General features: G+C 70.9%; 18 protein-coding genes. 11 read left to right on the forward strand and 7 right to left on the reverse strand.

What is annotated here, in order from left to right; translation table 11 throughout:
• Positions 1-55: 55 nt before the first annotated feature.
• From tgmC to AB0I22_RS19420, 4 genes are all read right to left on the reverse strand, one after another.
• Positions 56-1192 (reverse strand): ATP-grasp peptide maturase system methyltransferase, encoded by a 1137-nt coding sequence (tgmC, locus tag AB0I22_RS19405; protein ID WP_363132027.1) that lies wholly within the window; start codon positions 1190-1192, stop codon positions 56-58.
• The gene (gene tgmB, locus AB0I22_RS19410; RefSeq protein WP_363132028.1) at positions 1189-2151 is read right to left on the reverse strand and encodes an ATP-grasp ribosomal peptide maturase; all 963 of its coding nucleotides are present in this window, start codon (positions 2149-2151) and stop codon (positions 1189-1191) included. Before tgmB ends, tgmC begins: the two co-directional genes overlap by 4 nt.
• A complete protein-coding gene (tgmA, locus tag AB0I22_RS19415; protein ID WP_363132049.1) occupies positions 2148-2360 on the reverse strand; it encodes a putative ATP-grasp-modified RiPP in 213 nt (70 codons plus the stop codon). The genes tgmB and tgmA overlap by 4 nt, the downstream gene beginning before the upstream one ends.
• Positions 2361-2481: 121 nt before the next feature.
• Positions 2482-2964 (reverse strand): SAM-dependent methyltransferase, encoded by a 483-nt coding sequence (locus AB0I22_RS19420; RefSeq protein ID WP_363132029.1) that lies wholly within the window; start codon positions 2962-2964, stop codon positions 2482-2484.
• A gap of 1851 nt (positions 2965-4815) precedes the next feature.
• On the opposite strand from AB0I22_RS19420, the gene AB0I22_RS19425 reads away from it, so the two are divergent.
• From AB0I22_RS19425 to AB0I22_RS19475, 11 genes are all read left to right on the forward strand, one after another.
• The gene (locus AB0I22_RS19425; RefSeq protein WP_363132030.1) at positions 4816-5007 is read left to right on the forward strand and encodes a hypothetical protein; all 192 of its coding nucleotides are present in this window, start codon (positions 4816-4818) and stop codon (positions 5005-5007) included.
• Positions 5008-5498: 491 nt separating this feature from the next.
• Positions 5499-5972, forward strand: coding sequence for an NUDIX domain-containing protein (locus AB0I22_RS19430; protein WP_363132031.1), 474 nt, complete (start codon positions 5499-5501; stop codon positions 5970-5972).
• A 126-nt stretch (positions 5973-6098) separates the two neighbouring features.
• Complete coding sequence (locus AB0I22_RS19435; protein WP_363132032.1) at positions 6099-7316, forward strand: hypothetical protein; 1218 nt, start codon at positions 6099-6101, stop codon at positions 7314-7316.
• A gap of 56 nt (positions 7317-7372) precedes the next feature.
• Positions 7373-8263 carry a lactate dehydrogenase gene (locus tag AB0I22_RS19440; protein WP_363132033.1) on the forward strand — a complete coding sequence of 297 codons (891 nt, stop codon included), beginning with the start codon at positions 7373-7375 and terminating at the stop codon, positions 8261-8263.
• Positions 8260-9396, forward strand: a complete 1137-nt coding sequence (locus AB0I22_RS19445; RefSeq protein WP_363132034.1) for a hypothetical protein — start codon at positions 8260-8262, stop codon at positions 9394-9396. Before AB0I22_RS19440 ends, AB0I22_RS19445 begins: the two co-directional genes overlap by 4 nt.
• Positions 9397-9403: 7 nt before the next feature.
• On the forward strand, positions 9404-9988 hold the full coding sequence (locus AB0I22_RS19450; protein ID WP_363132035.1) for a hypothetical protein: 585 nt from the start codon (positions 9404-9406) through the stop codon (positions 9986-9988).
• A gap of 3 nt (positions 9989-9991) precedes the next feature.
• A complete protein-coding gene (locus AB0I22_RS19455) occupies positions 9992-10504 on the forward strand; it encodes a hypothetical protein (RefSeq protein WP_363132036.1) in 513 nt (170 codons plus the stop codon).
• Positions 10505-10800: 296 nt separating this feature from the next.
• Positions 10801-10962 carry a hypothetical protein gene (locus tag AB0I22_RS19460; protein WP_363132037.1) on the forward strand — a complete coding sequence of 54 codons (162 nt, stop codon included), beginning with the start codon at positions 10801-10803 and terminating at the stop codon, positions 10960-10962.
• Positions 10959-11225, forward strand: a complete 267-nt coding sequence (locus tag AB0I22_RS19465; protein WP_363132038.1) for a helix-turn-helix domain-containing protein — start codon at positions 10959-10961, stop codon at positions 11223-11225. Before AB0I22_RS19460 ends, AB0I22_RS19465 begins: the two co-directional genes overlap by 4 nt.
• Positions 11222-11590 carry a hypothetical protein gene (locus tag AB0I22_RS19470; protein ID WP_363132039.1) on the forward strand — a complete coding sequence of 123 codons (369 nt, stop codon included), beginning with the start codon at positions 11222-11224 and terminating at the stop codon, positions 11588-11590. The genes AB0I22_RS19465 and AB0I22_RS19470 overlap by 4 nt, the downstream gene beginning before the upstream one ends.
• Before the next feature lie 68 nt (positions 11591-11658).
• Positions 11659-12165, forward strand: a complete 507-nt coding sequence (locus tag AB0I22_RS19475) for a hypothetical protein (RefSeq protein ID WP_363132040.1) — start codon at positions 11659-11661, stop codon at positions 12163-12165.
• Positions 12166-12289: 124 nt separating this feature from the next.
• On the opposite strand, the gene AB0I22_RS19480 is transcribed toward AB0I22_RS19475, so the two are convergent.
• From AB0I22_RS19480 to AB0I22_RS19490, 3 genes are all read right to left on the reverse strand, one after another.
• The gene (locus AB0I22_RS19480; RefSeq protein WP_363132041.1) at positions 12290-14014 is read right to left on the reverse strand and encodes a relaxase/mobilization nuclease domain-containing protein; all 1725 of its coding nucleotides are present in this window, start codon (positions 14012-14014) and stop codon (positions 12290-12292) included.
• Complete coding sequence (locus AB0I22_RS19485) at positions 14011-14208, reverse strand: hypothetical protein (RefSeq protein WP_363132042.1); 198 nt, start codon at positions 14206-14208, stop codon at positions 14011-14013. Before AB0I22_RS19485 ends, AB0I22_RS19480 begins: the two co-directional genes overlap by 4 nt.
• 472 nt (positions 14209-14680) lie before the next feature.
• Entirely contained in the window at positions 14681-15490 is an 810-nt protein-coding gene (locus AB0I22_RS19490; protein ID WP_363132043.1) for a DUF2637 domain-containing protein, read from the reverse strand.
• Positions 15491-15689 lie beyond the last annotated feature (199 nt).

Genomic DNA, 15689 nt, shown 5'->3' on the forward strand with positions numbered 1-15689 from the left:
CCTGGCAACGGACGGTCGGGCAGACGGCTCGCGGAGCGGAGCAAGCTGCTGTCCGTCAGGTCGGCAGGCGCCAGTGCGGGCCGTCGGGGTCGCCGAGCCACACGGTCTGGTCCCACTCGGTGACGGTCATGCCGAACGCCCGCTGATCGGGGGTGCCCGCCTGCTGCCAGAGGGCGAGCGCGTTCTCGACCTGGTCCCACAGGTTGGCCGGGCCGTCCTGGTGCACCGTCCAGCCGCCGCCGTCGGCGGGTTCGGTCCACGCCTGGGAGCCGGTCGCCACGTCCAGCAGGGCGACGCCGTTGCCGGTGCGTACCAGTTCGGCTGTAGGGGCGGCCAGTTGGGCGACGAAGTGTCCCGTCCAGTCCTCCAGCAGGTCTGGGCTCGTCCGGGTGTGGCGGGTGGTGCCGGGGTGGGGGTAGAAGGTGGGGCGGGGCGGGCGTTCGTGGGGGCGAGCGAGCATGTACGAGACCGTGTCGCCGGTGAAGCGGCCTCGGGCAATCCCTTCGTCGTCGAGGGCGAGGCGGATCAGGCCCGAGGCGAGCATCCAGCCGCTGAGGGTGGTGGTGATGCTGCCGCCGTCGCGCAGCTGCCACAGCCATGACGGCGGAATGGTGCGCACGGCGCAGGTGGCGATGATGGCATCGTAGTCGGCGCCGGCCTGGTGCCCGCGCAGGCCGTCGCCGGTGACGAGGTGCGGGGCGTGACCGGCGGCACGCAGGTGCCGGGCCGCCGCTGCGGCCACGTCCTGGTCGTGCTCAACGGAGGTCACGTTCTGGTCGCCGAGCCGGTGGCACAGGAGGGCGGTGGAGTAGCCGGTGCCGGTGCCGATCTCCAAGACCTTCTCGCCATCGCCGATGGCGGCGAGGTGCGGCATCCGCAGGACGAGGGAGGGCAGGGTGCTGGAGGAGGTGGGCCGTCCGGCCAGCGGGCCGGAGGCGTCCGCGGCGCCGACGCCGTCGACCTGAGTCACCCACGTGGTGTCCGCGTACACCATGCGCAGCCATGCTTCGTCGCCCAGCTGCTCGCGGCGCACCGGCTCCCATCGGGTGCCGTCGGGGCGGAAGACGGCGTCGTCCAGAAAGAGTTCGCGGGGCACCGCTTCGACGGCCGATCGCCACGCGGGGGCAGGGAGTTGGCCTTGCCCGTCGAGTTCGTCGGCGAGGCCGTGGCGCAGGGCGGTGCTGGTGGTCATCGGCGGTCCCGGTCGGGGTATTGGAGCTGGTCGGCGAGGGCTGCGGCAATCTGGTCGGCGACGGGGAGCCAGGCGAATTGGCCGTTCGGGTTGCATTCGTACCAGTGCCACCTGCCAGCGGCGTCGAGCCCGAAGTCGAATGCCCCGTAGGTCAGGTGGAACGTCGTCAGGTAGTCGTGCACGGCCTTGGCCACGTCGGGCGGGGTGTCGAGGGGGGTGTAGGAGAGGTCGTCGTAGTAACGGCGCCAGTCCAGGCCCGGAGAGCCGTCGATCCGTACGGCGAAGAGCCGGTCGCCGACGGCTGTGAGCCGGATGTCGGCGACCTTGTCCACCCGTTGCTGGAACAGGTGCATCGTCTGGCCGACGCCGGCGTCCAGGTCCTCCGGGTCGACCTCCTCGACCCATACCGTCAGGCTCTGCCCCCGGTCGTCGGCGTAGTCGCTGTTGTACAGCGGCTTGTAGACCACCGGCCCGTACTCGGCCGCGAACCGCCGTGCCTGTTCGACCTCGTTGGTCAGGAGCGTCGGTGGTACCCGCAGCCCGCACCGGGCCGCCGCCACCAGTTGGGCCGGCTTATGCTCGGCGGCCCGGTTGCGCCAGGGATGGTTCACATAATGCGCGCCCGGCAGCGCGGCCAGGATGCCGCCGAGCCCGTAGCGGGCCTGCTCCGCACACCAGCGGGCATCCTGCGTATCCAGCCCCGCGGGCGCGGCATACGGCCGCGGTCTGCGCCAGTACACCGATCGCACGCCCTCCAGCGCCGTGGCACGGGTCGCCGTCCGCACCTCGCCGACGAGTCCGCCGCCGTCCACGCGCACCGTCACGCTGACGGAGTCCGGGAAATCCGCCGGGTCCAGCCGGACGACCGGCACCTCCCGCCTGCACAGCTCCGCGATCACGACATCCGCCGTCGCGTCATCGAGCTGCGTGACGACGAGGACCGGTGACGGGGCGGTCAATCGTTGTCCCCGTCCTGGTCGCTTCCCTCATCCGGAGTGCCGTCCAGCGAGGTCTTCGTCTTCGTCTCCACGGACGTCTCGCTCCGCTTGTGCCGCTCCAGGACCGGCACGCCCCGGCCGTCCGGCCCGACCCACCTGCCCATCTGGCTCTGCGGATCCAGTACGACCGTGGCCGCGGCCAGCACAGCCGTCGTCGGGAAGGGCCGCATCCGCGACACCCCCCACGGCCTCGGAGTCAGCTTCTCCACCGGAACCTCCCTCACATCGGGCAACGATGATCAGTGTGGGACCCCACAGCCCTCGGAGGTAGACCGCCTCACTTCGGCGCACTCACCCCTTGGGCGGGCCCTGCCAATAGTGTTCCAACATTTCGGTGGGCCAACTGGGCTGCAGGGTCTCTCCTCGGGGGCCCATCTCAACGAACCACGGGCTGATGTCAATCACTGGCGTTCCCTCAACGGCATCCAGGTCCGTCACGTGAAGGTCCCTGCCGTCGATGCGCAGTAGACGCGGGTGCGAGATAGCAAGTTGATTGGGACGACGGTGATTCCGGTGGGCGAACGTGCCGGTCGAAGGCCAGGCTGGGTTGTTGCGGGGACTGCGAGCATGGAGCGCAACGTCGTCAGGTGAAGCCAGATGAAAGCGCCAAACTACCTGCAAATGGGAGAAATCGCCCAACCCTTGAAGAGTCTCAAGAGGAAAATGGCTGTGGAGGCGGATGATCGACTCGACGCCGCCCTGGAAGTCATCGCCAGGACTGGTATGCCCGCCCACTACAGTGGCAATCGATCGGACCTCGAAAACATCAGGCATTGATTCTCCCGCTCTTCCCGACTCAAACGGTCGCCGTCGCGCATCCCGCTCTGGGCTATAGATGACACGGCACAGTCACCCTACGCGGCGGAGTACAGCGCGGGCCCGTTCGTCGAGTTCAGCGGCTAGGGAGCCGCCACGACCCCGGACCGGGGAGAGCGCGCGACGCATCTGTACGACTGTCTCCCGAGCTCGACCGGACTGAACGCCGGTCATTACATCCAAGCCCTGCGACCAAGTCGCGCAAGCAGCGTCGAGCTGGCCTTGTCGAACTTGGACATCCCCGAGGTATCCGAGGGTGACCGAGTGGGTGCGTGCGAAGGGCTGAACCCGACGTGTACGTACGCTGCGTTTGAACTCCACCTCAGCGCCCTTAAGGTCCCCAAGATCCCGCAAAGTACACGCCATCTCGTGAGCGAGGCTGGCTTCTCCGAAGAAGAAGACCCTGGTGGGTTCGCCCGACTCCGCCGAACCCGCGTCGCTGAGGTCGTCCTCAGCGCCACGCAATGCCGCCCGAGCGTCCTTCGCTCGTCCCGCCACGGCGAGTGCTCGGGCGTGGACGACGCCTAGCAGGGCTTTCTCCCGTGGGCTAGCGAGAGCGTACCGGCCTCGTTCCAGGGAACCGGCGGCAAAAGCCAGGGCTCGGTCAGGGCGCCCGAGGTCGACACACTGGTGAGCCATGGCGCGCATGATGTGCCCAGCCAACGGGGCGTCCTCAGCTTCGGCAGCGAGCTTCACCGCCAAGGTGAAAGCTTTCTGTGCTGCGGCATGTTCCAGGGAATCGAAGGCCATCCATCCGGCGAGGTACACCAGTTCGCCGGCAGCAGACATCAGATCACGCCGTACGCGCTCGGAGGGGAAACGCCCCGATACGTAGTCTGCGACGTCCGTCTTCAGGTAGGCGATCAGTGCTGCGTGTCCTGCCCGGCCGCCAAGGCGCTGATCCCGTCGAGAGAAGAAGGTCATGGCCTCACGGACACTTTCGACGTGTGCATCCGTCACGGTGAACTGAGAGAGCGAAGACCGAACTCGTGCCCGCTGGAGAGCCTCGTCCCACCATCGATCTGTGGGTAGAGCGGAACCAGCCAGCGAGTAGGCCGAGTTCGCCAGCATCCGCCGACGATCCATGTCCGTCCCTCCGAGATCAGCCAATGCGGCGACCGTATCCACGTCCCAGCCAAGAACCGTCGGCGAGCCCTCCTCCGGACCAAGTCCGATCTCGGTGAGCGTGACAACACGCCCCAGCCCTCGCGAGAGCGTCTCACACAAGATAGACGGCGCCCGGCCGCCAGGGCGGCTACCCCTGATCCACTGATTGATGTGCGAACGGGTAACGGAGGTCAGTTCACTGGCGTGGTTCTCCGCGGCTGTCCGTCGGAAATGAGCAGCCAGACGCTCCTGCGGCCAGCCCAGCTCACGTACTACGGCCTCCAGCTGGACGTTGCGTGCACGCGCCATAGTGCGCTCCCTGTCAGAAACGATCTTTACCCGCGTTACCCACATCCCAGATCGCGCTGGGGTATCTGCGGTCAGCGATTCACGGTTGGCTCATCAGCACGACGTTATTCCTCAACCACCCCAGCTCGAAGAGGGTTCGCTGAGACCAACTCGGAAGGGTGTCGCATGCGCTTGTCCAACCGACGAGCCCGCCTCACGCCCCGAAATCCACATAGCCGCTTTCGAGGAGGTGCTACCACTATGGCCAGATCTCTCGCCAAGGCCACACGCAGGCCGAGCCGCCAGAAGACTGCCCGTCCAAGTACCCGAGTAGATGCCTCGTACCCGCCCGAGGCAAACGATCCCGAAGACGGTGGCCTCGACCACCCGTCTACGGCTACTGCCAGTTCCTACGTGCCCGAGGCCAATGACCTGGTATACGACACGAAGGTCGGTCGGGACGCGGTCGTGGTGGCCGAGCCCGGCACCTACGCGCTGGACGAGGCGTACCTGCGGCCGCCGTGCGGCCAGGGGCCTGGGTGGGGCGCGAAGGTCTGCGATCTGGAGCCGCTGATGCTGCACGCCGTTACCGGCTGGCGTGAGTGATCTGGTTCCTGATGCTGGTGGCGTTCCTCGGGGGGCAGCACGGTCTTCCTCCTGACGCAGGGCGAGCGCCGGCGTTGACGGTCGCACGGGATGGATCGTTCCGTGCGGGCACTCATCGGGGCCCACCCCCGTGGACAGCGTCATCTTTTGCTTGGCCGCGTGTGCCGATAGGTACGGGCGGTTCTTAGACCGGCCGTCGTCACGACCGGAGCCAGCCCCAGTCCGGGCTCCGTGGCACGGTCGCCGGTCCGTCCCGCGGGGCGTGTGACCCGCGCCGGTTCGCGTGGACGGGATGTGGTCCGGGGCCTCGGGAGCCCCCGACCGCGACGGCTGCCCCGTCTCCCACCCCGTCACAACGGGGCAGCCGCTACCGGCCCTTGACCGCCCTGGTCGTTACCGGGGCGGGGCCGCCCGCGCTGGTGGGGATCGCGGGCGGTCTCTGTCCCTGCTCCATTCCTTGCCATGCCCTTTCCGTTCTGTCTGGAGGCGCTGTGCACGACGAGAGAGCCGAGACCGCAACGAGCAGGTGCCAGGGCCTGCTGCTCAGTGCGCGCGGGGCGATACTGCTGGTGCGCCGCACGCACCGCCGTGACGGTGATCCGCGCTGGTACGAGGCCCCCGGCAGCCCGGTCCGCGCGGGGGAGTCGGTGCAGCAGGTACTGGCCCGCGTCGTTCGCGAGCAGACCGGACTGCGCGTCGCGAAGGGGAAAGTCGGGGCGCTCCTGGTCGACGGGCCCTCCCACGTCTACCTGGTCGGGCCGCTGCGCGGGGCGTCCGTCATCAGACTGCCCCGCCGGTCCTCCTCGGGCGGGCCGCCGCCATTCGACCACTACGTCTGGGCGCTGCCTGCCGAGCTGAATACCTACTGCGCCCTCGACACGGCGCAGTTGCTGTGGGCCGCGCTGCGGGCGGTCCCCGGCCCGACGCGCGGCCGTGCGTCGGGCCGGTACGGCCGTGCCGCCTGACCGCTGCCCACCGGCAGAGCCGGTCACGAAGCCCCCTCGACGGGCGCCGGGCGCAGGCGTCGCACGCCGCCCTGTATCCGGTGCCGTCCACCCGCCCGCCGCGTATGACGAGACTGCGGAGATCCGATGACGCTCACCCCCCACCAGCCGGTCACCATTGACGTGCTGTTCGCCGACGCGGCCGCGCGCATCGAGGCGAGTGCGCGGGCCCTGTGGCCGGGCCGCGCGGTGCGCCTGGGCGCGCACCTGCCGTCGGTGACCTGTTACGTCCAGCACGTCGACGTCGGCGGCCGCGCTCTGGTCGCGAAGATCAGCTACCTCGGGGTCTCGCTCGTCTCGCTGCTGCGCGGGGTGCGCGGCGACTGGCCGACCGTGCAGGCGGCCCAGGCCGCCTACCTCACCGCACCGAGCACCCTGCTGGACCGCGAGGCCACCCAACTCCGCCTGATGGAACAGGTGCCGGGGCTCGACGCCTGCCCGGTCGCCGGGGTGCACAGCGGCGTCCTGTTCACCGGCCGGGTGAGCGGACCGACCCTGGCCGACCTCCTGACCACCGCGCCGGAGCGCACCGCCGAACTGCTCGGCCGCGTCGTATGCACGCTCCGCGCCCTCCAGCACCCGCCACTGCCCCGCGGGGCCACCGTCCCGCAGACGCCCGAACGCGGCATCGGCCCTGTCTTTGTCCGCAAGTTCCGCGGTGGCGCCGGGCAGCTGTACCTGCGGCAGCTGGGCGCGGAACGCATCCCGGACGACCAGGAGCGCGAGCAGACCCGGCTGCTGCTGACCAGCGCCGTCGAGCGGCTGATGCGGCTGCGCAAACTGCCCCAACCGCGGTGTCCGGCGCTGCTGCACGGCGACCTGAAACCCGAACACCTGCTCTTCCCCCACGGGGCCGGCGGGGCCCCGGTCTTCCTCGACCCCGGCCTCCAGTACGGCAGCGGCTGCACCGACACCGCCAAACTCCTCTCCCGCACCCTGCTGCACCTGCTGGCCACCCCGCCCAGAGTCCAGGCGGACCGGATTGTCGAGGGCATCGACGCGTTCGCCCGAGGCCAAGCCCGGGCCTTCGCCCGCCCGGCGGTCCAGGAGTTGTGGCTGCGGCAGCTGGTGATCACGTGGCTGATGGACACCGTCAACATCACCTCCAGCTACCTGTCCGCTCCCGCCGCGCTGCCGCTGCCCACCCCTGCCCCGGGCCTGCTCGACCGCGCGCTCACCGTTGCCACACTCGCGGACCGCGGCAGCGCGCTGCTCGACGAGGACCAGCCGATGCACCGCCTGTGGCCCCGCCTCCTGGACGACGTGAAGGCCCTGGTCCGCGTCGAGAGCGGAGCCGCCCGGTGAACGGGGTCTGCCAGCCGCCGCCGGGCCCCGCGCGCAGCAGGGGGACGGTGGGGGCGGTGGGCATCGTCGGGGCCGGGGCCGTCGGTCAGAGCGTGGCCGCTGCCCTGGTCACCGCCAGGCTCAGCCACCGCGTCCGGATCACCTCGCTGCGCCCCGCCCGCACCCTCGCGCTGGTCACCGACCTCGAAGACCTCGCCCAACTCTGCGGCTCCCCCGTACGGGCGGAGTCCTGCGAGATCGCCGACCTCACCGCATGCGAGGCGGTGGTCATCTGCCTGCGCAGCACGTTCACCAACACCGCGGCCCGCGATGTACGGATGGCCGGACTCCAGGCCAACGCCCCCCACATCGCCACCCTCGCCGGCCACCTCGTCGGCTACCGCGGGACCGTGGTGGTGGTGACCAACCCCGTGGACGTCATGACGCGGCTGCTGGCCGAGGTCTCCGGGGTGCACCGGGTGTACGGGGTGGGGTCGAACCTCGACTCCGCCCGCTACCGCCTGGCCCTCGCCCACCTCCTCGGCGTGCCCGTCTCCGCAGTGGACGGCCACGTCATCGGCGAACACGGCGACAAGGCCGTCATCTGCGCCACCGCCACCCGCATCGGCGGACTGCCCCTGACCATCCCCCTGCGGGAGGTGCGCGCCGAGCTCGCCGCCCGGCCCGGCCGGATCACCGCCGGCGGCCGGGCCCGCTTCGGCCCCGCCGCGGCCGTCCTGGCCGCTTTGCGCGCCGCCCTCGGACTGACCGACGCCGTGGTGGAGCTGTGCGCCCAGCACGGCGATGCCTGGCACGGCATCCCGCTGCATTTCACCGCCGGCACCCCCACCCCCTTCCTGCCCCCGCTCGATGCCTCCGAGGCCCGCCAACTGGCCGACGCCGACCGGAAGCTGGCCGCCGCGTACCACCAGATCCGCTACCTGCACCCCCGAGGAGAATCCCAGTGACCACGGCCGTCCGTATCGCCCCCGCCGGCGAGCGCGCCCACGCGCTCGTCGTCAGCAACCGCCCCGCGATCACCGGCTGGTCGCTGCGGTACTTCGCCCCCTGGTGGACCACCACCGCCACCGACGTCTTCCGCCCGTCCAACCGCCCCACCGTCGACGCCCGCGTGGACGCCTCCCACCGCGCCGCCATCACCCGGATGATCACCGACTACGACCACGCGGACGTCACCTACGCCGGCGCCCGCACCCTCGTCCACGAGGAAAGCGACGGCACCGTCTACGCGGCCCAGCCCGCCCAGCGCCTCGCCTACCACTCCATCCCCGCTCACCGGTGGCTGGCCGTCTCCGGGCAGGAGAACGAACCCGTGGCGCTGGCCGCCGCCCGCCTGGCCCGCGACCTGATCCGCGCCCAGCTCCTCGGCGAGGGCTGGGTGCTGCTGCACGCCTCCGCCGTCGTCCGCGACGGACAGGCCCTGCTCACCGTCGGGTCCAAGGGCGCGGGCAAGAGCACCGTCGCCACCACCCTCGCCCGCCAGGACGGCTGGGACCTGCTCGCCAACGACCGCGTCTTCGCCCGCCCCGAGCCGGACGGCACCATCCATCTGCTTCCCTGGCCCGCAGCCGCCGCCCTCGGCTTCGGCCTCCTCGACGGACTCGGCCTCTACGACATCGTCCGCCACCTCTTCCTCAGCGGCGAGCAACTGCACCCCACCCAGCACCCGCAGGTCACCCACGCCCTGACCACCGGCGACCGCGCACCGCAATGGAACGACGCCAAAAGCAAAGAGCTCAAGTGCCAGTTCTTTCCCGACCAGCTCGTCTCCTGGCTCGGCTGCACCCTGACCACGCACGCCACCGCGGCCGCCGTCCTGCACCCGCGCATCTCCGCCGCACTGGCCGTCCCGCAGGCGGGGGACACCGCCGAACTCGGCGAGGCCGACTTCTTCTCCGCCGCGACCGAGGACCGCTACCCCGACCTCTTCCACCTCGCCGCCAACACCCGCCCCGACCCCGCACCGGTCCGGGAGCGCCTGGCCGCCCTGCCCTGCCAGTCCGTGATCCTCGGCCACGACGCCGACGCCAACACCGACGCCCTCGCCCGCCTCGCCGACACCCTCGTCCAGGCCGGGTGACCTTGCCGTGCGTCTTCCGCTCCCCGTCGACCCCCGGTGCGCGCCCACCACGGCCGACGACTTCTGCCTCCGCCCCCTCCACCTCGACGAGTCCGACGAGGTCGCCCCGGACGGCTGCGGCTTCACCTCGGGCAGCTTCACCGTGTCCTGGGAGGACCCGGCTCCGGTGAGAGCCACCGTGCGCGTCGCGCCGCTGTGGTGCGAGCACCGCACCGGCCTGGACGATCCGGCCGCGGTGAAAGCCGTCGGCGGGCACTGGGCGGACACCGCCACCACCGCGATCCACTGGCTGCACACCGGCATCCACCAAGCCGCCCGGACCCTCCCGCCCTCGCAGGCCGCCCTCCTCGAACTCCTGATCACCAGCCCCACCGCCGGCCGCGCCCACCACTACGCCCTCCGCTTCCGCCACATGACCCTCAGCGTCGAAATCCGCGCCCACGGCCAGCGCAGCACCTGGACCATCCACCACCGACCGCCCACCACCACACCGGCACCCGCCCCCTACGCCACAGCGGGATGGGGCGGGCATGAGGCCCCGACTCCGGCATCGGCATCAGCCCCCTTGCCTGACTTGCCGTCAGCCTCGTGAACAGTGAAAGACCCCATGCTCCAGCAGCCCAAAACCCCGAAAGACGCGGTCGTTCCCTACATCACCACCCGCATCGGAGAAGAGCTCGGAATCGGGACGATGCTTCGGGCGCACCCGACGCAGGGCCTGTACTACGCCGATGAGATCCCCGGCGACCGGGGCCTCCGCGGCGCGCTCTGGGCACGCCGCTTGCACAACCCCCGCGACAACGCAGGCCAGCCGACCGGCGTGCCGCTCTTCGCGAAGGTGCACCCGTCCCGGCAGCGGGAATGCATGTACGCCCTACGCTGCCAAGTCTGCTGCCGGCAACCCGGGAACCGCACCGAGCTCGGATACCTCTTCCTGCTGGAGCTGCCGCCCCCCGACGACGCGGACGCCGAGTGGCCCGAAGGGGCGCAGACGCCCCACCCGCCGCTCTGCCTCCCGCACGCCAAACTCTCCGTCGACCGGTGCCCACCTCTTCGGGACGGCCACCTCGCAGTACGCGTGAAGACCCCGCGCCTGTACGGAATCTGAGGACTTCCCGTCACGGTACGAGACAGGCAACTGGACGTCGCGCCCGATGACGAGCGCGCCGTGGCCTACCAGGCCCCCCGCGCCCGCTGGCACCTCGCCACCCAGCTCGTGCGGCGCCTGTGCGGCGTCACCGTCATCGACCTGACGGCGGAGCTCGCCGCCGCGGGGCTGGGCCGATGACCACCCCGCCACCGGCCGACCTCCCACGATTACGCGCCGCTCCGGGCACGCGGCCCGCCGCACGAGACCCACCCCGAACCCCATCACCAGCACCCGAGAAACGAGGATCACCGCACGTGAGCAACAACAACAAGAAAGACACCGTCGCCGCCGCCAAGAACAAGATCAAGGCGGACCGCAACAGCGACAAGAAGGACGCCAAGCGGAACCAGGGAGCCCTGGCCGACCGGGAAGTGCGCCTGCACACCCCCAAGAACGACAACGGCAGGGCCCAGTGACCGCGGAAGAAAGCGTCGCGCCGGACGAGGACCAGACTCTGCCGTCCATCCCGCCCCGCAAACGACTGCGCGGCACGGCGACGGAGGAATTCGACCAGGCGGCGGCCGCCGACTACACGGACAGGAAGGCCAGCATCCGTAACATCGCCGCGCGAACCGGCCGCTCGTTCGGGGCGATCCACCGGTCCCTGACACGGCAGAAAGTCACCTTCCGCCCACGCGGCGGCGCGCACCGCTCAGCCACCAAGGGAGAGGTCCAGTGAACCGTCGCTCCGACTCCACGGTGCCGCACGTGCCCGAGCACATCGCCATCGTGACCAACAACGTCGAAGGCAACGGAAAGGGGGACCCGAGCCGACGCGCCGCCGCCCACCGCACCTGGGCCGAGGCCGGCGCGCATCTCGTCTTCCAGCAGGAACTGCCCGACGGCGACGCCAACGGCAAGACGGTGATGTACGACGCCACGAACAGGCTCGCGATGCAGCACATACTCGGCCCGGAGAGCTATACCGCGCTCTTCTGGGACCCGGAGGTCTTCACCTGCCTGCGGGAATGGGACCACGGACGCCGCGCCTGGTCGGCACCGGTCCCGCCGCCGTTCCCCTCCTCGGGGCATCCGTCCACCTGAGCTACGACTCCTCCGCACAACGGGAAATCGAAGCCGGATGGACGACGGGCTACGCCGACAAGACGCACATGATCAACAGCCGCCCGCACACGATCCCCGCGATCGTCGGCATCGACCGCAACAACTACCGCATGGGCGATCCGAACGCTCCCCGGCTGGAGGAGATCCCGGACCTGCCGCACCGCGCGCACCGCAGCCGGCCGGGACCCGACGGCACCCGGATCATGGACACCGTCCCCGACGAGACCCTGCACCTCGCGGGCCTGACCGACGCCGTCGGCCACCTGTCCGCCGACCGGGACGTCAGCAAGATGACGACCATGGCAGCCTCCGCCTCCCACGGCCCGGCGACCACCGTCGATGCCGTCTACGCCGACCACCGGCTCCTGCCCGCCCTCGTAGACGCCGAGACCATCGACATGCGCGGCATCAGCGACCACGACGCGGTCCTCACCCGCTGGCACTGGGCCACCCTCGCCGAACTCCTCAGCGACCTCTCCCTCTGGGCCACCCCCGAGTACGAGACGCCACCCGCCCCCAGCCGCCAGGGCGAGTTCTCGCTGCGCACAGCCTGAGAGCTGCCGCTCGGCGCACCGGCGGCACCCACCCGGCGCATCGAGCGGCGACCAGTCGGCCGCGCGTACGGGCCACTGACGCTTTCACGTCGGCCGACATGTTTCTCCTGTTGTCTTCTGGCGGTCAGCGGGTTCGGCGGTGGCCTTTCTGCTGGTTCGGGGCTTTGGTCGCCCTCCGTGCTGTGGAGGGCAGCGGGGTGCCGGTGGCTGTGGCCGTGGTGGCGTTGGCGGGGAGGTTGGCGAGGCGGCGTATTCGCCAGACCAGTACGTCGCTGATCGATTCCGCGCTGTCCAGTTCGCGGCGCCGGGTGGCTTCGGTGAGTAGTGCGGTGGGTTGGTGTCCGGCTTGTTGGGCGTCGGTGAGGGTGGCGGCGAGTGCGTACCAGCCGGGCTCGGCCAGTACCCGCTCCGCCAGATGCGGCACCGCTCCCCTCACGGCGGCGGCCTGCCGCTCGCGCAGAGGGCGTGCGAGCCGGCGGCCTCGCTGGTAGAGAGCTCCCAGCGGGGGGCCTGCGGCGTTCTGGTAGGCGGCGCGGAGGTGGTCGGCGGCTTGGCGGGCGGCGGCGGCCTGCTGGGCGTGGTGGCGTTGGGCGTGCCAGTTGGCGGTGGCGAGGGCCAGGAAGAACAGCATGTCGATCGCCATCGCCGTCGTCGCGCCGTCTTCTCCGCGCCCGAGTGCGGGGCCGCCGTGGACGAGGTCGCGGGCGGCCCGTCGCAGGGCGCGAGTGTGGTGGTGTTCGGCGCGGATGTGGGAGCGGGAGGCTCGCTCGAAGGTGGCGGCGGCCTCGCGCAGTTCCCGCCGGGTGTGGGCGGCGGAGGTGGTGAGCAGCGCGTCGAGGATCTCGCTGGCCGCGGCGAGCTGCCCGGCTACGATCCCGTCCTCGCCCCGGTCGATGACGAGCACCGCCGACCAGGCCGCCTCAGCTGCGGCTCGCCGTGCCGAGGACGGACTGTGCACCCGTCGCAGATCGCTTCGGTCCTCGTGGTCTGCGCCCGATCGTGACCCCAGGCTGGTCGCGGTGAAGCGTTTGCGAATGCGGGGCAGGGAGAGGTCCGGGGCGAGTTTCGATCCGGAGTAGAAGACGGGTTCGCCGTGCTGGTTGCGGTCTTCGGGCAGCGCGACGGTGTATCCGAGCAGGTCGCCCGAGGGGGCGGCGCGTCGGCGGATGAGCAGGCCGGATCTGGTGAGGCGGTCGAAGAACTCCGTCTCGTTCTCGGCTCCGGCCACCGCGCGGCGGACGGTCTCCCGCAGTTCCTCGCGCGCGGTGCGTTCGCGGTTCGTACGGTCGGCTTTGTGGCGTTCGGCTGTGGTGGGGCGGCGGGCGGCGGTGCCGTCGCCGGCGTTGAGGCGGGTCAGGCCCAGGTCGGTCTCGATGAGGCGGCATTCGGCCTGGGCGCGTTTGCCGGAGCGGTAGTCGTCCGGGCGCCTGCCGTCTTCGCGGACCAGGGTGGCGATGATGTGGATGTGGTCGTCGGCGTGGCGGACGGCGGCCCAGCGGCAGCCCGCGTCGCCGCCGCCGGGGTCGATGCCGGTGGCGGCGACCAGGCGGCGGGCGACGTTGGCCCATTCGTCGTCGGTGAGGGTGCGGTCGTCGGGGGCGGCGCGTACGGAGCAGTGCCAGACGTGCCGCCGGGGCCGCTGGTGCCGGGCGAGGGCCTGGACGGGCTGGTCGAGGAGGAGCTGGAGGTCTTTGAGGGTGGCGGAGGTATCGCGTCCGGGGTCGGGCGAGAGCGCGTCGAAGGAGGCGACGAGGTGGGGGTCGGTGTGCTCTTCGTGTTTGCCGGGGCCGTAGAGGTAGGCGAGCAGGCCGATGGTGCGGCTACCCGGCGTGTTGATCTTGGGGATCACGGGCGGGGTGTCGTCCGCTGGCCGAGGAGGTGGGCGGCGGCTTGCTGGACACGGTCGGCAGAGTGTCGTACGGACGTGATGGCGTCGGTGATCTGGGGTGCGTCGCCGCCGGAGTTGAGGACCTTGACCGCCTGGTTGAGATTGCTGCCGGCCCAGCCGAGCTGCCGACGGGCGGCGAAGAGTTCGGTGATCACCTCACGCTCATCGGCGACCTCGGCTGCGGTGCGCTCAAGGTCGCGGGCGGCGTTCAGCGCGGACCGCGCGAGGAACCCGGCGATGGACAGACCGCACTGTGCGGCGCCGGCTTGGACGAGGGGAAACTCGTCGTCGTTGAAACGCGCGCTGAGCTGGTACAGACGCTTCTTCGCGGGGGCTTGACGAGGGCGCTGACGGGCGCGGCGGGCGGCTCTCGGGCGACTCGACTCACGCGTACGGCTGGCTTCCCCGTCAGGCTTCGGTCCGCCCTCGGCCGATGCCTTCCGGACCGGTGCCCCCTGGCTCCGGTCCTCTCCCGCCCCCCTTGGGGCGGGGTCGGCGGAAGCTATGCTTCCGCCCCAACTTGCTCCGCCTGGGGCTGGGTTAGTGGTCGTCACCTGCGGCGAGGGGAGTTCGGCTTCATCCTTGGGGTCGTGCATGTGTGCTCCTGTGCTGGTGGGGTACGGAGGCTCAGCCGGTGCCTGCCGTGGTTTCGTCGAGTTCGGCCTGCAGGAGGTTCTTGGCTTCGTCCAGGCGGCTGCGGGAGATGCCGAAGCCCTTGTCCCGGATTGCTTTTTCGACGTTGCGGCGCGAGACGCGCCCGGCCCGGCCGAGTGGGGCTGTGCGGCCGATGTCCATGGCCTGCTCCAGGGAGAGGCTGGGCCGACCTCCTTCGGGCCTGCCGTGCTGGCTCGTTGTTTCCGCCACGTGCTTGGTGGCCGGTTCGGACACGGCGTCGGCGTCGGCGTTCTCAGAAGGTGGCGGGGTTGTGGCCCCAACCTCCCTTCTCCGAGTTGATGTGTGGCCGTTGTTGTGGCGGTCGGGGGTGGTTGGGCGGCGGGCTACGAGCAGGTAGAAGTGGACGGCTCCGGCCAGGGCGAGGGGGGCGATGGCGGAGATGACGCCGACGGTGATGTCGTCGAGGGCGAGTCCGGTGTGGCGGGCCTGCTCGTTGAGGCGGATGGCGTGCAGGACGTTGGCCCAGATGCTGGTGGCCGTGGCGATGCCGACCAGCGCCGAGACGTAGAGGCGGGCGGAAAGGGGCGCGGTCCGCAGGACGAGCAGGGCGCCGATCCCGATGGCGATGAACCCGTCGATGACGAGCGGGAACGCGTAGGTGAGCACCGCGTGGATGTGGCTGGCGGCGGCCATCTGGCGCAGGGCGTCGTAGGAGAGCGCAAAGGCCGCCACGGCCAGTAGCGCCACACCCGTGCGGATCGCGGCAGCCAGCGGCACCGGGGAAGCGGACGGGGCGGCGGGGGCGGTGTGCGGCGAAGGCAAGCGTGGTGCTCCAAAGTGCGGGCGGGGCTGGTGTGGCCGTGGTCCGGGGGACCCGTCGCGAGTCGTCGCATGGCTGGTCAGGCCAGGTACGTGTGGGGCGGTGATGTCGGGTCGACTCGTCACCGGCCCTCGACTCGTCCCCGCCCGGCCTCGTGTGGCGGTCGCGGTGCAGGCACGGCATCCGGGGCCGGTCGGCGGG

Origin of the sequence: Streptomyces sp. NPDC050610 (genome assembly GCF_040654875.1) — a bacterium.
Lineage (GTDB): Bacteria > Actinomycetota > Actinomycetes > Streptomycetales > Streptomycetaceae > Streptomyces.